The following is a 21,369-nucleotide window of genomic DNA, read 5'->3' on the forward strand; positions in this document are numbered from 1 at the left end:
CGGCATTAACGCCGTGTTATTGCCGGATGGCAGTGCGAGCACCTTATCCGGCCTACAGGCATTACCCGGCAACCGCGTACAGGTCGATAATCTGCGCCTGCGTGGCGGTGCGAGGGTTACTGCGAATACAAATATCCTCCAGCGCGGCGTCAGCCCATGCGCTGTAATGCTCGGGCTTTGCCCCAACGTCAGAGAGCCGTTTGGTCTGGCCCACTTCGCTAATCAGCTCGCTGACGGCGTTGATGGCATCGCGATCGTCCGCCTTCTTGTTGGTTAACGCCCGCCCGATATGGCTGAAACGCTCGCGACACACCATGCGGTTGAACCCCATTACCGTGGGCAGCAACATGGCGTTAGCCTGTCCGTGCGGGATATGCAGCGTAGCGCCCGGCTGGTGCGCCATCGCATGACACAGGCCCAGCCCGGCGCTGGAAAACGCCATCCCGGCCATACAGGAGGCCAGCAGCATACTCTCCCGCGCCGCCAGATCCTGCCCATAGCCGACGGCCTTCGGCAGCGATTTACCGATCATCGCAATCGCGCCAATCGCCAGGCTGTCGGTAAACGGCGTCGCGTTCAGGGCGCTATACGCTTCAACGGCATGCGTCAGCGCATCAATACCCGTCATCGCCGTAACGTGCGCGGGCACACCTTCCGTTAGCGCTGCATCAAGAATCGCCACGTCCGGCATCAGAGACGCATGCGCCAGCACTTTTTTAAGTCCGGTCGCGGCGTCGATAATCACCGTGACATTAGTGGTTTCCGACCCCGTTCCGGCGGTAGTCGGTACGGCAATCAGCGGCAGGCGCGGGCGTAACGCGCTGCGCTCGGTCATGTCAGCCAGGGTCTGCGTAGGATTAGTCACCAGCAACGCCACTGCCTTAGCGGCATCCAGTACGGAACCTCCGCCAAAGGCCACCACGCCGTCGCACTTCGATTCACGCAGTTGCGCGACCGCGGCGCAGACATCCGTAATGCACGGTTCGCCCACCGGGCACGGCCACAGCGTCATCGCCACACCTTTCATCGCCAGGCTGCGTTCCAGTGCGGCGGTCATTCCCGCCTGATGCAGGAAGCTGTCGACCATGACAAACATGTGCGTCAGTCCGCGCGTTTGTGCTTCCTGTCCGCAGGTACTGAGCGCTCCCAGCCCACAAAGGGTGACCGGTGGAACGCTAAACGTTTTTACGCGTTGCAGATTCAGGGTATCGAATGCCTGAAAGAGCGCGGTCTGCAATTCAGCTTGCATAGATTCCTTCCGCTTTTTCTTTTCCGCTGTTGGCAATCGCCAGCGGGGTCATAAACAGGCTGTGCTGAGGTAAATGCACCTGCAGTTCCGGGAAGCGCTTACGGAACAGCTCATCCACGCCCGGCTGCATGCAGGAACCGCCGGCCAGCCATAAATCGGTGACACCCTGCCCGGCAATATGGTGAGCCACGATTTCCGCCATTTTTTCGTAGACTGGCTTCACCACCGGCCAGATCTCCTGACCGTTGCTGCGTTTGTACTGTTCGGCTTCTTCCAGTTGGATACGGCGGTTCCCGGCCAGCGTCAGAGAAATGTGGTGCCCGCCGGTCGCTTCATCGGCGGAATACGTCACTTTGCCCTGCTTAACAATGGCTATCCCGGTGGTGCCGCCACCGATATCCACCACGCCAGCGTTATCGAGCTGCAACAGATCCGCCACGGCGGTCGGCTCGTCGAGCACATGACTCACTTCAAGTCCGGCTGACTCCAGTACGTTGATGGAGATACGTGGGTCCGTGCCCGGTGGAAATGAGGTTGCCGCATGGGTAAATCGACAACCCAGTTGTTGCTCAAGCGTATCGAGATGGCGACGAACAATGGTTACTGCGCCGAAGAAATCCCAGACGATGCCATCGCGCACGACATCGGCCCAGTCGAGGCAAACCGCTACCGGCTGCCCGTCACCGTCGACGACCATCGACACCACATCACACGTCCCCAAATCAACGCCCAGCCATAGCGGTGATTCGCTCTCAGCAGGCGTCTGGTTGCATAGCGTGGCTGCTTTTTGCAGTCTGGGTGTCAGCCAACGTTGTTCGTCGTGCGCCATCTCTTTTACTCCTTATACAATTCTGAAGGCGTCCACCAACACACAGCGACGCAGACGCACAAACGTACGCGCGCTGGTCACCCCTTCCCCTGTTGGCGTGGTAATGGTCATCGTGGTCCAGCCTTCGCCGCCAAGTCCCAGACCGGCAATACACGGCCCGTTCTTGACGAAAATGCTGGTATCAATGGCGTTCGCCATGCGGTTCATGTTGTCGATGTTGCGTGAGTGCATCGCCGCCGTATGGTGACAACCGCCTTCAAGCCTGACCGCCAGTTCAATGGCGTCATTGACGTTAGCGACTCGCACGACCGGCAGAACCGGCATCATCAGTTCGGTGACGGCAAACGGATGCGTCGCGGAGGTTTCGACGAATAACAGCCGGGTTTGCTCCGGTACGTTCAGACCAATCGCCGCAGCGATTTTTCCCGCGTCGCGCCCTACCCAGTCACGACTGACCGTGCCTTTACCGCGCTCATCGATATTTTTCAGCAGCACTGGTTGCAGCTGTTCAGCCTGGGCCGCGGTCAATTTCACCGCATGCTGGCTTTCCATCAGACGCATCAGCTCATCGGCGACGCTGTCGACCACAATCAGCACTTTTTCGTCGGCGCAGATGATGTTGTTGTCAAACGACGCGCCTTTGACAATCGACTGCGCCGCGCGGGCCAGGTCGGCCGTTTCATCCACCACCACCGGCGGGTTACCCGCACCGGCGGCAATCAGACGTTTGTTGGTGTGTTTACGCGCGGCATCTACTACGGCTTCGCCACCGGTGACGACCAGCAGGCCGATACCTGGGTACTTGAACAACCGCTGGGCGGTTTCGATGTCCGGGTTAGCAACGGTCACCAGCAGGTTTGCCGGACCGCCTGCAGCGACCACCGCCTGGTTAAGCAGGGTGATGGCGCGCTGAGAAACTTTTTTCGCCGCCGGATGCGGCGCGAAGACCACGCTGTTGCCAGCGGCGATCAGGCTAATGGCGTTGTTAATAACGGTTGCGGCCGGGTTGGTGGACGGTGTCACCGAGGCCACCACGCCCCACGGCGCATTTTCAATCAGCGTCAGGCCGTTATCGCCGGTCAGGACCTGTGGAGACAGACATTCCACTCCCGGCGTGCCGCGCGCCTGCGCCACGTTTTTGGCAAATTTATCTTCTACGCGTCCCATGCCGGTTTCTGTAACGGCAAGCTCCGCTAATTCTCTGGCGTGCTTTTCGCCCGCCTCACGTAGCGCCGCGATAGCCAGTTGGCGCATGGCGACGCTTTTCAGCCCTTGCTGGGCCAGTTTTGCTGCCGCCACTGCGTCATCCAGGGAGGCAAAAACGCCCATTTCTTGAACGGCACTGACGGGTTGGCTGCTGTCTTTCATTTTCAGCAGTACCGCTTTCACAACCTGTTCAATATCCTGTTGATTCATGATTTTCTGCCTTATTTATGGAAGATCACCTGACCACCTGCCACCACTTCATCGACAATGCCAATCACGCACAGATCGACAGGTGATGATTCGTTACGGTGCGCCTGACGGGCTGAGCTTCCGCTGACCAGCAGCACCCACTCTCCGGTTCCCGCCCCGATGCTGTCGATAGCAACAGCACATTGCCCGTCGGGATTACCCTGGGCATCAATCATTTCCACCATCAGCAACTTGTCGTGCGCGAGCCCCTGATGGCGTACGGTACAAACAATTTGTCCTGTGACGATTGCCAGTTTCATACGCGCCTCCGTGGCATATTTCAGGTAAAACCTCCCCCTACCCTCCGCAGAAGGTAATGTGAAAAGGAGAGAGGGTGACGCCAGCAATGCAGTCTGTGGCGTCACATGGACGACTTACATGTCGTTGCTGTCGCCTTTAAAGCTGATCGGGAATACTTCTTCCAGATCGCCATGCGGACGCGGGATCACATGTACGGAAACCAGCTCGCCAATACGCTGTGCAGCCGCAGCACCTGCGTCCGTTGCGGCTTTGCATGCCGCTACGTCGCCACGGACCATGGCAGTGACCAGACCGCCACCGATCTGCTTCACGCCAACCAGTTTCACGCGTGCCGCTTTAACCATTGCGTCAGAAGCCTCAATCAGTGCAACCAGGCCCCGGGTTTCAATCATTCCTAATGCTTCCATTGTGTTTTCCTCTCATTAAGGGGTCCAGAACGGGACCTAAACAACCAGTGTGTGCGAGGCGTTTTCACGACTCACGTCAGTCTGGCGCGGCACTGCTGCCACCAACGCCAGTTCGATAATTTCCTGTACGCTACAGCCGCGAGAGAGGTCATGAAGCGGTGCGGCAAGCCCCTGGATCAGCGGCCCGACTGCACGATAACCTCCCAAACGCTGGGCGATTTTGTAACCAATATTGCCTGCTTCAAGCGACGGGAAGACCATCACATTGGCATTGCCCTTTAACGGACTTGCAGGCGCTTTTTGCGCGGCGACATCCGGAACAAAGGCGGCATCAAATTGCAGTTCGCCATCCACCATAAGCTGCGGCGCACGTTCACGAACGATCTCCGTGGCCTGCTGCACGTTAGCGACGTTGGGGTGACGGGCACTGCCATTACTTGAAAACGACAGCATGGCCACGCGCGGTTCTTCCCCCGTAATTGCCTGCCAGGTCTGCGCGCTGGCAATCGCAATATCCGCCAGCTGTGCGGCGGTGGGCTGGGGTACGACGCTGCAATCGGCAAAGCCTAATGACGGTCCGAGATACTGCGGCAGCATCAGGAAAATTGACGACAGCGTTTTACAGCCAGGCTGTAGCCCAATAATGCGTAACCCGGCGCGCAGCACGTTTGCCGTCGACGAAAGATTGCCGGCAATACAGACATCCGCTTTCCCCGCGCTAACCATTGCGGCGGCGAACATTAATGGGTCATTGAGTTTTTCCAGTGCATCGGCTGGCGTTTTATCTCCCGCGCGGGCCAGCCAGCGCAGCGCAAACTCTTCGCGCATTGCCAGATTGCTTTGCGGATCGATAACCTGGATACCATCCATCGCCACCCGATGGCTGAGAGCAAACTGGCGCAAGGCAAATGGACTGGCGACGAGAATGGGGCGCGCCAGACCGTGCTGATGCAGATAATTCGCCGCTTTCAGCACCCGGACATCCAGCGCATCCGGGAACACCACCCGGGCAGGTGAGCGTTGGGCGAGTTGACGAGCACGTTCAATGATCATGGCTTCTCCCCCAGTCGCTGTTGAATTTGGCTAACCGTCAGCGGATGCTTCGCCACGCTCAGAATCATCATCACGTAGACTGTACTGGAAAGGCGGTTGAGCGCCTGCATGATGTCCGGTCGCATAACGTCAAAACTGCGGGTGATGAAGACCTGCGCCGCCACCGTCTCCGTTTCACGGACTTTGGTACGCAGCAGATTCAGCAGCGCGCAATCACGTCCGTGGCTGGCCTCAGGTACCAGATGATCGTGATCCAGATAGCGCAGCGGATGATGTGAAAGCCGGTGTAAATCTTCGTCGCTCAAACCGACGATAGCTTGTGCGGTCAGCGACTCGTCCATAGCATCGGCGCGCATAATATTGCCCAGGCGTGAGCGAATATCCGCCAGCCACGGCTGCCACGGTTCCGCCAGCTCGATCTGCAACCACACGGCCAGGGCGATGGTGCTGTCCAGCGCGGCGCGAAATCCCAGACGCGGATCGCTTTTGGCTACCATCTTGTCTGCCGTCAGATGCGTCAGCGTGTCTGGTTTCTTCGCCACCGGTTGATGACACAGTTCGCAGTTGGCCTGGGGATGGGTAGCGCTGCTGGTTAAACCATGCACCGGCTGCGGCTGCTGTTCTTCGTCATCAATAAACAGGCTGCCCTGCTCGTCGATAAACTTAATGCGCAGATGTCGGCTTTCCAGTAATTCCCGGGCAGACGGCGTCAGGCGAGCGTCAGCGGGGAGATGAATTTCAGCCCCTTCGCTGAGCGTATGATTCGCTCTGAGCCATGCTTCGGTAATGAAATCCTTCATACATCCGCCTTAGCAGGACTGCCAGTTCGCAGGCCAGGCCACATACAGAAACTTCACCGTCGATGGCGTACCAAATTCAATGCTGGAGCCTTTCGGGATAAACATGACGTCCCCGGCTTTAGCAATCATGGTTTCGCCTTCGTGACGAACGTGCAGCTCGCCTTCCAGAATCATGTCGATTTCGTCGTAGTTCAGCGTCCATGGGAAAAAGGCGTTATCCCACTGCATGAACCCGGCGGCCATGCTGCTACCGTCCTGGTCGGTCACCAGGTCGGTTAAGCCAACGCAATGCGGTTGCGCGCCGTCAAAACGCCCAAACTTCACGCTGCTACCGTCGATGACTTTGACGCCGCCTTTGCCGGTGACCGATTTAAAGCTCGGCTGCATTCCGCCCTGCTCCAGCGACTGTTTCTCCTTCATGACTTTGTCCATCAGCTGCGCGACCAGGCTTTCGGTAAATTGCCCTTCGGGCAATTGCGCAATGATGGTTTCACGAATGCGCTGACTCTCCGTTTTGCCATCATCCGCCGCAGCCGGTGCAGCAGCGGCGGCAGTTGGCGCGGATTCGTCGCATTCACGGATAGTGACGCCCAGCAGCTCCGCCACTTCGCGTGCCTCCGGGGTGATGATGCTGGCGCGCAGAACAACCGACATTTCCTGTTCGCCGCGTGCGTGGGCCGCACGAATATCGTTAGCTGTGATGAGTTTTTTCACCTGCCCTTTCCTCCTTTTGGCTGAGCTCAGTCAGATAATCCACCAGGTGCTGCACGCTGCGCGGGTCATGGCTATTGAGCTCGAAAATCGGCTCCTGAAACCCCATCCCGCGAAGTAGTTGTCGCGTTGCGGCGACATCGGCATCCGGCATGTCCGTTTTGCTGATAACGGCGATTTGTCGTTTACTGGCGCCGATATCCAACAGCCCGGCAGGTAAGCGACTTTCTTTATCATTTGCCGCGTGTATATAAATCAACGTATCGACATCCTGCAGCGTGGTAATTAAGGCGTGGTACCAGCGCGGATGGCTAAAATATTCTCCCGGCGTATCGATATCGCCATTTTCATTAAACTCAACGGCCTGTGTTTTTCTGGCGAGGGAATAATTCCCCTGTAGCGCATTAAAGAGCGTTGTTTTCCCCGCGCCCACCGTACCGACAAACGCAATACGTTTCATCGCCGCCTCTGATTAACTTTTTGTCAGGTTGCACAACGTGAAATTTAATAACCGACCCAGACCGCTCACCGTCTGTAATAGCGCTTCTTCTACCGCGCCTACCGAGCCATAAATCACCAGTGCCCCGCTGAATCTATCGAGAAAGCCGATATGTACATCCGCCGCCTTCATGGCTAAGTCACCGGCAATCATCGCGGTTTCGCCTGGCGTCAGCGTCATAATGCCGATGGCGCCCGCCTCGGGAACGCCGATCTTTTTCGCCAGTTCTTCGCCAGGGTGCGCAATGAGATGCGCCAGCGTGACCTGTTTCCCCGGCACAAATTCCTGAATGATGCGTTCTTTTTCCATTGCTCACCGCCTCCGCTGAAACTGCCCTCATCGTGGCAATTTTTTGTCAGAGTAAATAACAAAATTCGGCAACCAGGTTTAAAAGGTGAAGTGGATCACTAAGAAAAGGAAAATAAAAAGGCGCGGGAGATACCCGCGCCAGAAATAATTAAAGTGAAATTACAGCGGCTGTGTTTGAGCTTCTACAACGGCCAGCGCCACCATATTAACGATACGACGAACAGAGGCGATCTGCGTTAATACGTGCACCGGTTTCGCTACCCCCATCAACACTGGGCCGACCGTTACGCCTTCGGAGCTGGAAACACGTAGTAAGTTGTAACTAATACGAGCAGCCTCCATATTCGGCATCACCAGAATATTGGCTGAGCCTTTCAGTGGGCTATCCGGCATACGGTCGTTACGGATACTTTCCACCAGCGCGGCATCACCGTGCATTTCACCGTCAATCATCAATTCTGGCGCACGCGCCTTAATCAGCGCCAGTGCTTCACGCATTTTGCTGGCAGACGGACAATTTGATGAGCCAAAGTTGGAATGTGACAGTAATGCCACCTTCGGTTCGATACCAAAGCGACGCACGGTTTCTGCCGCCATCACGGCGATTTCAGCCAGTTGCTCCGGCGTTGGGTCATCGTTGACGTAGGTGTCGGCGATAAAGGTGTTACCGCTTGGCAGCAGCAGTGCGTTCATCGCCCCGGCCGTATGCACGCCATCACGGTGACCAAACACCTCTTTCACCACGCTGAAGTGCTCATGATAGTCACCAATCGTACCGCAGATCATCGCATCGGCTTCACCACGCTGCACCATGATCGCGCCGATAACCGTAGTGTTGGCAATCACCGCACGCTGCGCCTGCTCCTGGGTAATACCACGGCGCTTCATGATCTGGTAGTACTCGTTCCAGTACTCTTTAAAGCGCGGATCGGACTCATTGTTAACGATTTCAAAATCGACGCCGGCTTTGATCTGCAGTCCCAGTTTCTGGATACGCATTTCGATCACGCTCGGACGACCAATCAGGATCGGCTTCGCCAGACCTAAGGTGATCAGCTCCTGAGTCGCATGCAGCACACGTGCCTCTTCCCCTTCCGTCAGCACCACACGCTTCGGCGCTTTACGTGCCTGGGAGAAAATCGGCTTCATGAACAGGTTGGTTTTGTAGACAAATTCGGTCAGCTTATCGATATAAGCGTCAAAGTCAGCAATCGGACGCGTTGCCACACCGGAGTCCATCGCCGCTTTTGCTACCGCCGGGGCGATTTTAACAATCAGACGCGGGTCGAACGGTTTAGGGATGATGTATTCCGGGCCAAAGCTCAGGTCCTGGTCGCCATAGGCGGAGGCCACCACTTCGCTCTGCTCGGCGTGCGCCAGCTCAGCAATGGCGTGTACCGCGGCCAGTTTCATCTCTTCGTTGATGGCGGTAGCGCCGACGTCCAGCGCGCCACGGAAGATGAACGGGAAGCAGAGAACGTTGTTAACCTGGTTCGGATAGTCGGAACGACCGGTACAAATGATAGCGTCCGAGCGCACCTCTTTTGCCAGCGGCGGCAGGATTTCCGGTTCCGGGTTGGCGAGTGCCAGGATCATTGGCGCACGCGCCATCTTCTTGACCATTTCCTGGGTCAGCACTTTGGGACCGGAGCAGCCGAGGAAAATGTCTGCACCGTCAATCACGTCATCCAGCGTACGTTTACCGTCATCCACTACCGCGTAAGCCGCTTTGGTTTCCGCCATGTTCGGTTCGCGGTCTTTGTAAATCACGCCTTTGGAGTCGCAGACCACAATATTGTGTTTCTGCATCCCCAGCGCCACCAGCAGGTTCATACAGGCAATCGCCGCCGCACCTGCGCCAGACACCACCATGCGTACGTCAGAGATATTTTTCTCTACCACCCGCAGACCGTTAAGAATTGCGGCGGTGCTGATGATCGCCGTGCCGTGCTGATCATCATGGAATACCGGTATATTCATACGCTCGCGCAGTTTTTGCTCAATGTAGAAGCATTCCGGCGCTTTGATGTCTTCGAGGTTGATGCCGCCAAACGTTGGCTCCAGGGCCGCCACGACATTGATAAATTTATCCGGATCAAGCTCATCCACTTCGATGTCGAACACGTCAATCCCGGCGAATTTCTTAAACAGAACGCCTTTTCCTTCCATCACCGGTTTGCCAGCCAGTGCGCCGATATTGCCAAGGCCCAGCACCGCTGTACCGTTGGAGATAACCGCAACCAGGTTGCCGCGCGCGGTATATTTGTAGGCCGCCAGCGGGTCCTTTTCAATTTCCAGACACGGCGCTGCAACGCCTGGCGAGTAGGCCAGAGCAAGATCGCGCTGTGTTGCAAGAGGCTTGGTCGGAGAAACCTGAATTTTACCTGGTACTGGAAATTCGTGGAAATCGAGGGCGCTTTGTTTTAACTGGTCATCCATCTTGTTGTTCCTTTCACGTGTCGATCAAAAAAGTGGCGCGGGTAACCATGCTACGAGCCGCACATTATCACCTCAGTCAGCGGCCCAAACTTTGAAGGTCCCCAAACTCTCGCCATTCAAAGAAAGAATTTGTTATCAACTTATAACAGCCATGTTACCTGCTTAATCCAGCAATGCCATGCTTGTCTGCTATGCTTTTTGCGTGTGCAGCCCGCAATTTTCCCAAAAGTGTGAATTAACACACGCATCTAACGCTTTACTTTTCAAGGAGTATTTCCTATGACCCGTAAAGAGCTTGCCAATGCCATTCGTGCGCTAAGTATGGATGCCGTACAAAAAGCTAACTCAGGCCACCCCGGCGCACCAATGGGAATGGCCGATATCGCCGAAGTACTGTGGAATGATTTCCTCCGCCATAACCCGACCGATCCCACCTGGTACGATCGTGACCGGTTTATTCTGTCCAATGGTCACGCTTCAATGCTGCTTTACAGTCTGCTGCATCTTTCCGGCTACGATTTGCCGTTAGAGGAGTTGAAGAACTTCCGCCAACTGCATTCGAAGACGCCAGGGCACCCGGAAATCGGCTACACGCCGGGCGTGGAAACCACCACCGGCCCGCTGGGTCAGGGTTTAGCCAACGCGGTTGGCCTGGCGATTGCCGAACGCACGCTGGCGGCGCAATTTAACCAGCCGAATCATGAGATTGTTAACCACTATACCTGGGTGTTTATGGGCGACGGCTGCCTGATGGAAGGGATTTCCCACGAGGTTTGTTCCCTGGCGGGAACCCTGGGACTGGGCAAACTGATCGGCTTCTACGATCACAACGGCATCTCGATCGATGGCGAAACCGACGGCTGGTTTACCGACGATACCGCGAAACGCTTTGAGGCCTATCACTGGCATGTGGTGCATGAGATTGACGGTCATGATCCTGAGGCGGTGAAAAAAGCGATTCAGGAAGCGCAGGCTGTTACCGATAAGCCATCGCTGATTATCTGCCGCACGGTGATTGGTTTTGGCTCACCGAATAAAGCCGGGAAAGAAGAAGCGCACGGCGCCGCGCTGGGCGAAGAAGAAGTGGCGCTAACCCGACAGAAGCTGGGGTGGCACCATCCTGCTTTTGAGATCCCCAAAGAGATTTACCGGGCGTGGGATGCACGGGAAAAAGGTGAGAAAGCGCAACAGGCCTGGAACGAGAAATTCGCGGCGTATCAACAAGCACACCCGCAGCTGGCGGCTGAATTTACCCGTCGAATGAGCGGCGGGCTACCGGAACAGTGGGAAGAAACGACCCAGAAGTACATTACCGACTTACAGGCTAATCCGGCCAAAATCGCCACCCGTAAGGCCTCGCAAAATACCCTGAACGCCTACGGGCCGATACTGCCTGAACTGCTTGGCGGCTCAGCGGATCTGGCGCCGAGCAACCTGACCATTTGGAAAGGATCTACGTCGCTTAAAGAGGATCCCGCCGGAAATTACATCCACTATGGCGTGCGGGAGTTTGGCATGACCGCGATTGCCAACGGTATCGCCCATCACGGTGGCTTTGTGCCGTACACCGCCACGTTCCTGATGTTTGTCGAATATGCCCGTAATGCCGCGCGCATGGCGGCGTTGATGAAGGCCAGACAAATCATGGTTTATACCCACGACTCGATTGGTCTGGGGGAGGATGGTCCTACGCACCAGGCCGTCGAACAGCTCGCCAGCCTGCGTCTGACGCCTAATTTCAGCACCTGGCGACCGTGCGATCAGGTTGAGGCGGCAGTAGGCTGGAAGCTGGCGGTCGAACGCCATGACGGGCCAACGGCGCTAATCCTCTCCAGACAAAATCTGGCGCAGGTTGAGCGTACACCTGAACAGGTGCAGCAGATTGCCCGCGGGGGATATGTGCTGAAGGACAGCGGCGGTAAACCGGATGTTATTTTGATTGCTACCGGTTCAGAAATGGAAATCACGCTGCTGGCGGCGGAAAAACTGACCGGTGAGGGTCGTAACGTGCGTGTGGTTTCCCTGCCCTCGACCGATATTTTTGACGCTCAGGATGAGGCGTACCGGGAATCGGTCTTACCGGCAAACGTCAGCGCCCGGGTGGCGGTGGAAGCAGGCATTGCCGATTACTGGTACAAATATGTCGGTCTAAAGGGGGCAATTGTCGGCATGACCGGTTATGGAGAATCAGCTCCGGCAGATAAATTGTTCCCGTTCTTCGGCTTTACGGTAGATAACATCGTCGCCAAAGCGCATAAAGTGCTTAACGCGTGATCCACAATGTGGGCCAGGCATCTGGCCCATGCCAGTTATCGCAACTTGGTTCCTGAGCATAACGCGCCAGGCGAAACCGCTGTCCGTCGTAGCGCCAGCGCGTCTGGATACCGCAATCAGCCAACCCTCGTCCTTTGGCGAGGGTGACCAGTTCCCGCGACTTCTCGTCAAACGTGGCGTTGGTCAGTTCCATATCCCGACTTTCGGCATCCGTTTTAAATGGCAGACTCAAACGGACGGCACTGGAGGTTAACGGTTTTGCGCGTGAAACAATCCACGCCAGATCGATGGTGTTATACGCCCCGGCTTCACAGCCGATCATCAGTAGCGCTTTGTCATCTGTCAGGGCCGTGACGCGCATCTCGCGACGCAGTGGATCGATCGAGCAGCGAATACCATTGATGCGCCAGTTACCATAATCCAGCAGCTCACTGCGCTCTTGCTGCGTTAAGGGCGTTGGCGTTGGGTTAATGACAGCCACACCTTTCAGGGCCGGGGCTGGCGGTACGCTGAGCGGCGGCTCATCACCTTTTTCGATCCAGGCGGTTTCGCTCCCCACGCGTTTTTGCTGGGCGTCGATAAACAGCAATGCGGCTTTTAATCCGATCAGTGAAAGATTCTGCGCGCCTTTTTGCAGGGTTATTGCCTTCGCGTCCTGTACGGTTTGTAAAAATGCGCTAATAGTGACCGGATCATCGGTCATCAGTTGCCAGGGGGTAATACGCCAGTGCTCACCGCTAAGCACAAGCGGTGCGCCATCCAGTAACAGGCGCGGCGCAATTTCGCTCTCTTTAGCATGGGAAGGCTCCAGCCCTCCCAGTTCAATACGCAACACCGCATCGGTGTGCGCCCCGGCGCTGCGGCTGAGGGTCATGACCAGGCCGTGATGTTCTCCGGTATTGCGCGCCACGCAAAAATTCTGGTTATTACACGTCACCTGCCAGTCAGAAAACGCCTGCTGCGCGGGCGCGGCCCACAGCAAACGGACGGGAATCAGCCCGAGCAGAAAAATGAAAATGACGCGATAGCGCATGGACGGTACAACCCCGGAATTAAAACACACAGCCTAAGCGGTATCTTCCTTGCGCGACTGATGTGGCTCAATAAGAATCGTCGGATTGGCCGTCTATTTGTAAAGAAATATTAATACTCAGGGTTAATCCATAAGGTGCGACGACTGCAGGTAGTTCAACAACAGCACCGTTTTGCCGTCACGGATCTCACCCGTTTTAATCATTTCCAGCGCCTGCGTGAACGGCAACTCCAGAACCTCAATATCTTCATCTTCAACACCGCCGCCTGCATTTGCCCGCTGACTGTCGCTGTATTGCGCGATAAAGAAATGGATCAGCTCCGTCACGCCGCCCGGCGACATGTAGAGTTCGAACAGTTTACGCACTTCCCCCACTTCATAGCCGGTCTCTTCAATCGCCTCTTTACGAATACACGCTTCTGGTTCGTCGTTATCCAGTAGTCCGGCGCAGGTTTCAATCAGTTGGCCGTCTTCGTTACCGTTGACCCAGGTCGCGACGCGGAACTGACGGATGAGCACCACGGTTTTCTTCTCCGCGTTATACAGCAGAATTGTGGCGCCGTTGCCGCGATCGTAAACCTCGCGCTTGTGACGAATCACCTCACCGTTACTTCGGGTCAGATCATAGGTAATATTGCGCAGGATGAAGTAGTTATCAGAAAGGACTTTATCTTTGATGAGGGTAATTTTTTGCGACATACCGGCTCCACGGCGAGAAGTGAGAAATAATACTACGCCGTGAAACCGGGTTTGTCTTGACCTTCGGCTAGTGAGATTTGACTGATTTTACGCCCAGCCAGTCGACGATCCCTTGGGCAGCATGCCGCCCTTCAGCCATCGCCGTGACCACCAGGTCCGCACCGCGTACCGCATCTCCGCCGGCAAAGATTTTCGGGTTACTGGTTTGATAACGGTACGCGCTCTCAACGTTGGCGGCAATGCGCCCCCAGTTATCGACCTTAACGCCATGCGCCTCCAGCCACGGCATACCGTGCGGGTGGAAACCAAACGCCATGATCACCGCGTCTGCGGGCATAACAAACTCACTCCCGGCGATCGGCACCGGACGTCGACGCCCATTCGCGTCCGGCTCGCCAAGCTGGGTACGTAAGAAACGCACGCCGCTGACTCGTCCATCGGCATTCAACACCAGCTCAACCGGCTGGACGTTAAACTCAAAGTTCGCCCCCTCTTCGCGCGCGTTTTTCACCTCTTTTTTCGAACCCGGCATGTTGGCTTCATCACGACGATAGGCGCAGGTAACCTGGCTTGCCCCGTGACGCAGCGCGGTACGCACGCAGTCCATCGCCGTATCGCCTCCGCCCAGCACCACAACGTTCAGCCCGGCGGTATCGATAAACGGTTCTTCAGGCAGTTCATCCAGCCCCATCACCTGTTTGGTGTTGGCAATCAGGAACGGCAGCGCATCATAAACGCCCGGTGCGTCTTCATTCGGCAGGTCCGCCTTCATAGAACGATAGGTCCCCACGCCCACAAATACGGCATCATACTCTTCCAGCAGCGTCGCCAGCGCCACATCCCTACCCACTTCACAGTTAAGTTCGAAATGAATGCCCATGGCGCTGAAGATTTCACGGCGACGCGCCAGCAGCGTTTTGTCCAGCTTGAAGGCCGGTATGCCAAACGTCAGCAAACCGCCGATTTCAGGATGGCGATCGTATACGGTGGCGCTAACGCCGTTTCGCGCTAACACATCCGCACAGGCCAGGCCTGCCGGACCCGCGCCGATAATCGCGACGCGCCTATCCACTTTCTGTACGTGGCTTAAGTCCGGTCGCCAACCTTTGCTCAGCGCCCGGTCAGAAATATAACGCTCAATATTACCGATAGTCACCGCGCCATGCTCGTTACGCACCGTGCATGCCCCTTCGCAGAGCCGGTCCTGGGGACACACGCGCCCGGTCACTTCCGGCAGGCAGTTGGTCTGATGAGAAAGCTCAACCGCCGCGTCGATGTTCCCGGCTTTGACCAGTTCTATCCACTGCGGAATATGGTTATGCAGTGGGCAGGTCCATTCGCAAATACTGTGGTCGCCGCATTTCAGGCAGCGGGATGCTTCCCGTTCCGCCTGCGCCGTGCGAAACGGCAGATAGATCTCTTCAAAGCTGGATTTTCGGGCTTCAATCGCCAGCTTATCTGGCTCACCACGCGCAGGCGTCGCCTGCATTTGCTCACGTTTGGTGATGGCATCCTGAACAAAATCGGTAGCGCTACTGTGCCAGGGCTGACTCTCCAGACTGGCTGTACGCAGTCTGCGCGCTTTTGACAGGCCGGTAAGCGCGTTTTCCGTCACCAGCTGTAACGCCTGTGCCGGACAGTTTTTCACGCAGGCGGGGCCTTCTTCACGCCCCTGGCACAAATCGCATTTATGCGCTGTCGCTTTCACCTTTCCTTTAGCCACGGGAGTGAGTACGATCTGCATCGTGCCAAAGGGACAGGCCACGACGCACGATTTGCAGCCAATACACTTTTGCGGGTTCACCTGCACGCTGTCGTTATCATGGCTGATTGCCCCGTTTGGGCAACTTCTGGCGCAGGGGGCGTCTTCACAGTGGTGGCAGGTCACCGCACTGCGCTGTTGCTGATGCTTGATGACGGTAATTCGGGGCTGAAAATGCCGCGGGCTCAGGACATGCTGCTCGCCATTGTGGGCCATGACGCAAGCGACCTCACAGGCATGGCAACCCAGGCACTGCTGGCTATTGACCATAATAAAACGATTCATGGCTTCCTTCTTTTTTGGTTGCAAAAACCTTATTCTTTATATGACTGTTGTTATTAACCGACACGGAAGGAAGCGGCAATGTTCATTTGCCCAGGAAGCACAACTATTTATCCAGAACCTGTGGCAGATCAATTTATTTCATCGCATATGAAATTGTGTTTCAGTTACCATCCAGTTTCATGGCGTTTTATTAACATTTATCAAATACACCGTATCGTTCGGGCTGTATCAAGGCGCGACGTGTATTGTGTGAGGATGCACAAGTGACGGTAAAGCGTCCGGTCTCGGCCAGCCTGGCCAAGGCTTTTTTCTACATCGTGCTGTTGTCGATTCTCTCAACGGGTATTGCGTTGCTCACGCTGACCAGCAGCTTGCGGGATGCTGAAGCCATCAACGTTGCTGGCTCATTGCGCATGCAAAGCTACCGTCTGGGTTACGATCTGCAAAGCCAAAGCCCGCAGCTTAATGCCCACCGCCAACTTTTCCAGCAGGCGCTAAACTCGTCGGCATTACAAAATCTGAATGCGTGGTATGTACCGCAAGCGGTGAAAAGTCGCTATGGACGACTGCATGCAAACTGGCTGGAAATGAACGCCCGTCTGATCGATGGCGATTTAAAATGGTACCAGACCAATATCAATAACTATGTCGATCAAATCGATCTCTTCGTGCTGGCGTTGCAACATTACGCCGAACGCAAAGTGATGCTGGTTTTTGGTATTTCGCTGGCAGGCGGGATTGGCATATTCACGCTCGTCTTCTTTACCCTGCGGCGCATTCGCCAGCAGGTGGTGCGGCCGCTAAATAAGCTGGTAATGGCCAGCCAGCATATTGAGCACGGTCAGTTTGATATCCCACCGCTGGATACCGGTTTACCCAACGAACTGGGGCTGCTGGGCAAGACCTTTAGCCAGATGTCGAGTGAATTACACAAGCTGTACCGTTCACTGGAAGCCTCGGTCGCAGAGAAAACCCACGATCTCCACGAAGCCAATCGCCGTCTGGAGGTGCTGTATCAGTGCTCTCAGGCGCTCAATACCAGTCAGATTGATGTGTACTGCTTCCGCCATATTTTACAGATTGTTCGCGAACATGACGCCGCGTATTTCCTGGAGCTTACCGTCGGTGATAACTGGCGGATTAGTGAAGGGACCAAAAGCCCCGAGCTGCCAATGCAAATCCTGCCGGTTACGATGCAGGAAACCGTCTACGGCGAACTGCACTGGCAAAGTCCAAACGTCAATGCCTCGACCCCGCTGCTCAACAGCGTATCTTCTATGCTGGGACGCGGGTTGTACTTCAACCAGGCGCAAAAACATTTTCAGCAGCTGTTGTTAATGGAAGAGCGCGCGACCATTGCACGCGAACTGCACGACTCGCTGGCGCAGGTGCTCTCTTATCTACGCATTCAGCTCACGCTGCTGAAGCGTTCGATTCCAGAGGATAACGCTCCGGCGCAAAGTATTATGGCGGATTTCTCTCAGGCGCTGAATGATGCCTATCGTCAACTGCGCGAGCTGCTGACCACCTTCCGTCTGACCTTACAGCAGGCCGATTTACCCTCCGCCCTGCATGAAATGCTGGAAACACTGCAAAATCAGACCTCAGCTAAACTGGTGCTCGATTGCCGGTTGCCTACGCTGGCGCTGGATGCGCAAATGCAGGTGCATCTGCTGCAGATTGTTCGTGAAGCGGTGCTGAACGCAATTAAGCATGCTAACGCAACCGAAATTGCCGTCAGTTGCGTCACCGCGCCGGATGGCAATCATACGGTTTATATTCGCGATAACGGCATCGGCATTGGCGAACCGCATGAGCCTACCGGGCACTATGGATTAAATATTATGCGTGAGCGAGCGGAAAGACTGAGCGGCACGTTGACCTTCTCGCAGCCCTCCGGTGGGGGAACGCTGGTAAGCATCAGTTTTCGTTCGGCTGAATCCGACAGTAAGCTAACGTAAAGAACCGCAAAGCGCCGTCGGGTCTGGATCCAGGTCTGACGGCGCTGGCACAAAAGGTATGCTGTAAACGGGCATGATAATTTACATTATCTTCTTTTTTTCTCCACGTTTGCCCCGTACCTTGCCGCTAAAGTGAAGCAAGTCATACCCATAACGATACGCAGAAACACGAGGTCCCCTTTTAATGGCGAATTTTTTCATCGATCGCCCCATTTTTGCCTGGGTGTTAGCTATCCTGTTGTGTCTGACAGGAGCCCTGGCTATTTTTTCGCTACCCGTTGAGCAATATCCCGATCTGGCCCCGCCCAACGTGCGGGTAACCGCCAACTATCCTGGTGCATCTGCACAAACGCTGGAAAACACCGTGACCCAGGTCATCGAGCAGAATATGACCGGTCTCGATAATCTAATGTATATGTCATCACAGAGCAGCGGGACAGGCCAGGCGACGGTTACGCTGAGTTTTGTCGCCGGGACCGATCCTGATGAAGCCGTACAGCAGGTGCAAAACCAACTGCAATCGGCAATGCGTAAGCTGCCGCAGGCGGTACAGGATCAAGGGGTCACGGTACGCAAAACCGGGGATACCAATATTCTGACCATCGCCTTCGTCTCTACCGATGGCTCCATGGATAAGCAGGACATCGCCGATTATGTGGCGAGTAATATTCAGGACCCGCTCAGTCGTATAAACGGCGTGGGGGATATCGACGCCTACGGTTCACAATACTCCATGCGTATCTGGCTCGACCCGGCCAAACTTAACAGCTTCCAGATGACCGCCAAAGATGTGACCGACGCTATCGAGTCACAGAATGCGCAGATTGCCGTCGGGCAACTTGGCGGCACGCCTTCAGTGGACAAACAGGCGCTGAATGCGACGATTAATGCCCAGTCGCTGCTGCAGACTCCGGATCAATTCCGCGATATTACTCTGCGCGTTAACCAGGATGGTTCGGAAGTTAAACTGGGCGACGTGGCGACGGTCGAAATGGGGGCTGAAAAGTATGATTATCTCAGCCGCTTTAACGGTAATCCCGCCTCCGGTCTGGGCGTGAAGCTGGCCTCCGGCGCCAATGAAATGGCAACGGCAACCCTGGTTATTAACCGCCTGAACGAGCTGTCGCAATATTTTCCGCACGGGCTGGAATATAAGGTGGCGTATGAAACCACCTCCTTCGTAAAAGCCTCAATCATCGACGTGGTAAAAACGCTGCTGGAAGCGATCGCGCTGGTATTTTTGGTCATGTACCTGTTCCTGCAAAATTTCCGCGCCACGCTGATTCCCACTATCGCCGTTCCCGTCGTGCTGATGGGTACCTTCTCCGTGCTCTACGCCTTTGGCTATAGCGTGAACACGTTAACCATGTTTGCGATGGTGCTGGCGATCGGCCTGCTGGTGGATGACGCCATTGTGGTAGTGGAAAACGTCGAGCGTATTATGAGTGAGGAGGGCCTCTCACCGCGTGAAGCCACGCGAAAATCGATGGGACAAATCCAGGGCGCGCTGGTCGGTATCGCCATGGTACTGTCGGCGGTGTTTATCCCAATGGCCTTCTTCGGCGGCACTACCGGGGCTATTTATCGCCAGTTCTCGATTACCATTGTTTCCGCGATGGTGCTGTCCGTTCTGGTGGCGATGATCCTCACCCCTGCGCTGTGCGCCACGCTGCTTAAACCGCTGCATAAAGGCGAACAACACGGGCAGACCGGTTTCTTCGGTTGGTTTAACCGCATGTTTAACCGCAATGCCGAACGCTACGAAAAAGGCGTTGCCCGGATCCTGCATCGCAGCCTGCGCTGGATCCTGATCTACGTTCTGCTGCTCGGCGGTATGGTCTTCCTGTTCCTGCGTCTGCCGACTTCCTTCCTGCCGCTGGAAGACCGCGGAATGTTTACCACCTCGATACAGCTCCCCAGCGGCTCCACCCAACAACAAACGTTGAAAGTGGTAGAGGAAGTAGAGAAGTATTACTTCACCCACGAAAAAGACAACATCATGTCGGTCTTTTCCACGGTAGGATCCGGCCCCGGCGGGAACGGACAAAACGTGGCGCGTATGTTCGTGCGTTTAAAAGACTGGGATGAGCGTGACACCACCACCGGGACCTCCTTCGCCATCATCGAACGCGCAACCAAAGCGTTTAATAAGATTAAAGAGGCTCGCGTCTTCGCCAGCAGCCCTCCAGCCATAAGCGGCCTCGGAAGTTCGGCTGGTTTTGATATGGAACTGCAGGATCACGCCGGCGCAGGCCATGACGCGTTAATGGCCGCACGCGACAAGCTGATTGAGCTGGCCGGGAAAGACGCGTCCCTCACCCGCGTTCGTCATAACGGACTCGACGACAGTCCACAATTGCAAATTGATATCGATCAGCGCAAAGCCCAGGCGCTGGGCGTGTCCATTGACGACATCAACGACACATTGCAAACGGCCTGGGGCTCCAGCTACGTTAACGACTTTATGGACCGCGGCCGCGTGAAGAAAGTCTACGTCCAGGCGGCAGCAAAATACCGCATGCTCCCGGACGATATCAACCTGTGGTACGTTCGCAATAATAGCGGCGGCATGGTGCCTTTCTCGGCCTTTGCCACCTCGCGCTGGGAAACCGGCTCACCGCGCCTGGAGCGTTATAACGGCTATTCTGCCGTCGAGATTGTCGGTGAAGCCGCGCCCGGCGTCAGTACCGGTACGGCGATGGACGTGATGGAGTCGCTGGTCCGCCAATTGCCGACCGGATTTGGCCTGGAATGGACGGCGATGTCTTATCAGGAACGACTGTCGGGTTCTCAGGCCCCTGCCCTGTACGCCATCTCTCTGCTGGTCGTGTTCCTGTGTCTGGCGGCGCTGTACGAGAGCTGGTCGGTGCCCTTCTCCGTCATGCTGGTCGTGCCGCTGGGGGTTATTGGCGCGCTGCTGGCCACCTGGATGCGCGGTCTGGAAAACGATGTGTATTTCCAGGTCGGGTTATTAACCGTTATCGGACTCTCAGCGAAGAACGCGATATTGATTGTTGAATTCGCCAATGAGATGAACGAGAAAGGACACGATCTGCTTGATGCCACGCTGCATGCCTGTCGCCAGCGCTTACGCCCGATTCTGATGACGTCGCTGGCGTTCATCTTTGGGGTGTTGCCGATGGCCATCAGCAATGGCGCAGGTTCCGGCGGTCAACATGCGGTGGGGACCGGCGTAATGGGCGGGATGATTTCAGCCACAATCCTGGCAATTTACTTCGTTCCCCTGTTCTTTGTGCTGGTCCGTCGACGCTTCCCATTGAAGCCACGCCCAGAATAATCGGACACAAAAAAGGCGACTTACGTTGAGTCGCCTTTTTTTATC

The 21,369-nt window shown here is 55.8% G+C and carries 17 protein-coding genes; 3 read left to right on the forward strand and 14 right to left on the reverse strand.

Annotation, left to right across the window (positions count from 1 at the left end):
• Positions 1-61: 61 nt before the first annotated feature.
• The 11 genes from eutG to maeB form a co-directional block, all read right to left on the reverse strand.
• Entirely contained in the window at positions 62-1,249 is a 1,188-nt protein-coding gene (gene eutG, locus OGV69_RS22110) for an ethanolamine utilization ethanol dehydrogenase EutG (RefSeq protein ID WP_069324484.1), read from the reverse strand.
• Entirely contained in the window at positions 1,239-2,078 is an 840-nt protein-coding gene (gene eutJ, locus OGV69_RS22115; RefSeq protein WP_038642530.1) for an ethanolamine utilization protein EutJ, read from the reverse strand. The genes eutG and eutJ overlap by 11 nt, the downstream gene beginning before the upstream one ends.
• 12 nt (positions 2,079-2,090) lie before the next feature.
• A complete protein-coding gene (locus OGV69_RS22120; protein ID WP_069324483.1) occupies positions 2,091-3,494 on the reverse strand; it encodes an aldehyde dehydrogenase family protein in 1,404 nt (467 codons plus the stop codon).
• A gap of 11 nt (positions 3,495-3,505) precedes the next feature.
• Positions 3,506-3,793 (reverse strand): ethanolamine utilization microcompartment protein EutN, encoded by a 288-nt coding sequence (gene eutN / locus OGV69_RS22125; RefSeq protein ID WP_003038011.1) that lies wholly within the window; start codon positions 3,791-3,793, stop codon positions 3,506-3,508.
• Positions 3,794-3,907: 114 nt separating this feature from the next.
• Entirely contained in the window at positions 3,908-4,201 is a 294-nt protein-coding gene (gene eutM, locus OGV69_RS22130) for an ethanolamine utilization microcompartment protein EutM (protein ID WP_003835054.1), read from the reverse strand.
• Between the two features lie 36 nt (positions 4,202-4,237).
• Entirely contained in the window at positions 4,238-5,254 is a 1,017-nt protein-coding gene (pta, locus tag OGV69_RS22135) for a phosphate acetyltransferase (protein WP_038642535.1), read from the reverse strand.
• Positions 5,251-6,054 carry an ethanolamine utilization cob(I)yrinic acid a,c-diamide adenosyltransferase EutT gene (eutT, locus tag OGV69_RS22140; protein ID WP_069324482.1) on the reverse strand — a complete coding sequence of 268 codons (804 nt, stop codon included), beginning with the start codon at positions 6,052-6,054 and terminating at the stop codon, positions 5,251-5,253. The genes pta and eutT overlap by 4 nt, the downstream gene beginning before the upstream one ends.
• A gap of 9 nt (positions 6,055-6,063) precedes the next feature.
• A complete protein-coding gene (gene eutQ, locus OGV69_RS22145; protein ID WP_069324481.1) occupies positions 6,064-6,768 on the reverse strand; it encodes an ethanolamine utilization acetate kinase EutQ in 705 nt (234 codons plus the stop codon).
• The gene (eutP, locus tag OGV69_RS22150) at positions 6,746-7,225 is read right to left on the reverse strand and encodes an ethanolamine utilization acetate kinase EutP (RefSeq protein ID WP_003037998.1); all 480 of its coding nucleotides are present in this window, start codon (positions 7,223-7,225) and stop codon (positions 6,746-6,748) included. Before eutP ends, eutQ begins: the two co-directional genes overlap by 23 nt.
• Before the next feature lie 12 nt (positions 7,226-7,237).
• On the reverse strand, positions 7,238-7,573 hold the full coding sequence (eutS, locus tag OGV69_RS22155; RefSeq protein WP_003037995.1) for an ethanolamine utilization microcompartment protein EutS: 336 nt from the start codon (positions 7,571-7,573) through the stop codon (positions 7,238-7,240).
• A 159-nt stretch (positions 7,574-7,732) separates the two neighbouring features.
• Positions 7,733-10,012, reverse strand: a complete 2,280-nt coding sequence (maeB, locus tag OGV69_RS22160) for an NADP-dependent oxaloacetate-decarboxylating malate dehydrogenase (RefSeq protein ID WP_038642540.1) — start codon at positions 10,010-10,012, stop codon at positions 7,733-7,735.
• Between the two features lie 279 nt (positions 10,013-10,291).
• Between maeB and tkt the strand changes: the two genes are divergently transcribed.
• Positions 10,292-12,286, forward strand: coding sequence for a transketolase (tkt, locus tag OGV69_RS22165; RefSeq protein ID WP_069324480.1), 1,995 nt, complete (start codon positions 10,292-10,294; stop codon positions 12,284-12,286).
• Here the strand turns inward: tkt and OGV69_RS22170 are convergent.
• From OGV69_RS22170 to aegA, 3 genes are all read right to left on the reverse strand, one after another.
• Complete coding sequence (locus OGV69_RS22170; protein ID WP_069324479.1) at positions 12,276-13,319, reverse strand: DUF1176 domain-containing protein; 1,044 nt, start codon at positions 13,317-13,319, stop codon at positions 12,276-12,278. The two genes, tkt and OGV69_RS22170, sit on opposite strands and share 11 nt — an antisense overlap.
• Before the next feature lie 123 nt (positions 13,320-13,442).
• Complete coding sequence (nudK, locus tag OGV69_RS22175) at positions 13,443-14,018, reverse strand: GDP-mannose pyrophosphatase NudK (protein ID WP_006683526.1); 576 nt, start codon at positions 14,016-14,018, stop codon at positions 13,443-13,445.
• Between the two features lie 67 nt (positions 14,019-14,085).
• Positions 14,086-16,065 (reverse strand): formate-dependent uric acid utilization protein AegA, encoded by a 1,980-nt coding sequence (gene aegA, locus OGV69_RS22180; RefSeq protein WP_069324478.1) that lies wholly within the window; start codon positions 16,063-16,065, stop codon positions 14,086-14,088.
• 263 nt (positions 16,066-16,328) lie between these two features.
• Between aegA and narQ the strand changes: the two genes are divergently transcribed.
• On the forward strand, positions 16,329-18,026 hold the full coding sequence (gene narQ, locus OGV69_RS22185; protein WP_069324477.1) for a nitrate/nitrite two-component system sensor histidine kinase NarQ: 1,698 nt from the start codon (positions 16,329-16,331) through the stop codon (positions 18,024-18,026).
• A 184-nt stretch (positions 18,027-18,210) separates the two neighbouring features.
• A complete protein-coding gene (acrD, locus tag OGV69_RS22190) occupies positions 18,211-21,324 on the forward strand; it encodes a multidrug efflux RND transporter permease AcrD (protein WP_069324476.1) in 3,114 nt (1,037 codons plus the stop codon).
• Positions 21,325-21,369: the final 45 nt, after the last annotated feature.

The sequence above is a fragment of the Citrobacter sp. Cc139 genome, from assembly GCF_030334645.1.
GTDB lineage: Bacteria > Pseudomonadota > Gammaproteobacteria > Enterobacterales > Enterobacteriaceae > Citrobacter > Citrobacter werkmanii.

Excerpts from the sequence above, each read along its gene's own strand:
- eutG (WP_069324484.1), bottom strand. The coding sequence starts at position 1,249 with ATGCAAGCTGAATTGCAGACCGCGCTCTTTCAGGCATTCGATACCCTG.
- eutT (WP_069324482.1), bottom strand. The coding sequence starts at position 6,054 with ATGAAGGATTTCATTACCGAAGCATGGCTCAGAGCGAATCATACGCTC.
- nudK (WP_006683526.1), bottom strand. The coding sequence starts at position 14,018 with ATGTCGCAAAAAATTACCCTCATCAAAGATAAAGTCCTTTCTGATAAC.
- aegA (WP_069324478.1), bottom strand. The coding sequence starts at position 16,065 with ATGAATCGTTTTATTATGGTCAATAGCCAGCAGTGCCTGGGTTGCCAT.
- eutN (WP_003038011.1), bottom strand. The coding sequence starts at position 3,793 with ATGAAACTGGCAATCGTCACAGGACAAATTGTTTGTACCGTACGCCAT.
- maeB (WP_038642540.1), bottom strand. The coding sequence starts at position 10,012 with ATGGATGACCAGTTAAAACAAAGCGCCCTCGATTTCCACGAATTTCCA.
- OGV69_RS22170 (WP_069324479.1), bottom strand. The coding sequence starts at position 13,319 with ATGCGCTATCGCGTCATTTTCATTTTTCTGCTCGGGCTGATTCCCGTC.
- eutS (WP_003037995.1), bottom strand. The coding sequence starts at position 7,573 with ATGGAAAAAGAACGCATCATTCAGGAATTTGTGCCGGGGAAACAGGTC.
- tkt (WP_069324480.1), top strand. The coding sequence starts at position 10,292 with ATGACCCGTAAAGAGCTTGCCAATGCCATTCGTGCGCTAAGTATGGAT.
- eutP (WP_003037998.1), bottom strand. The coding sequence starts at position 7,225 with ATGAAACGTATTGCGTTTGTCGGTACGGTGGGCGCGGGGAAAACAACG.
- eutJ (WP_038642530.1), bottom strand. The coding sequence starts at position 2,078 with ATGGCGCACGACGAACAACGTTGGCTGACACCCAGACTGCAAAAAGCA.
- OGV69_RS22120 (WP_069324483.1), bottom strand. The coding sequence starts at position 3,494 with ATGAATCAACAGGATATTGAACAGGTTGTGAAAGCGGTACTGCTGAAA.
- eutM (WP_003835054.1), bottom strand. The coding sequence starts at position 4,201 with ATGGAAGCATTAGGAATGATTGAAACCCGGGGCCTGGTTGCACTGATT.
- acrD (WP_069324476.1), top strand. The coding sequence starts at position 18,211 with ATGGCGAATTTTTTCATCGATCGCCCCATTTTTGCCTGGGTGTTAGCT.
- pta (WP_038642535.1), bottom strand. The coding sequence starts at position 5,254 with ATGATCATTGAACGTGCTCGTCAACTCGCCCAACGCTCACCTGCCCGG.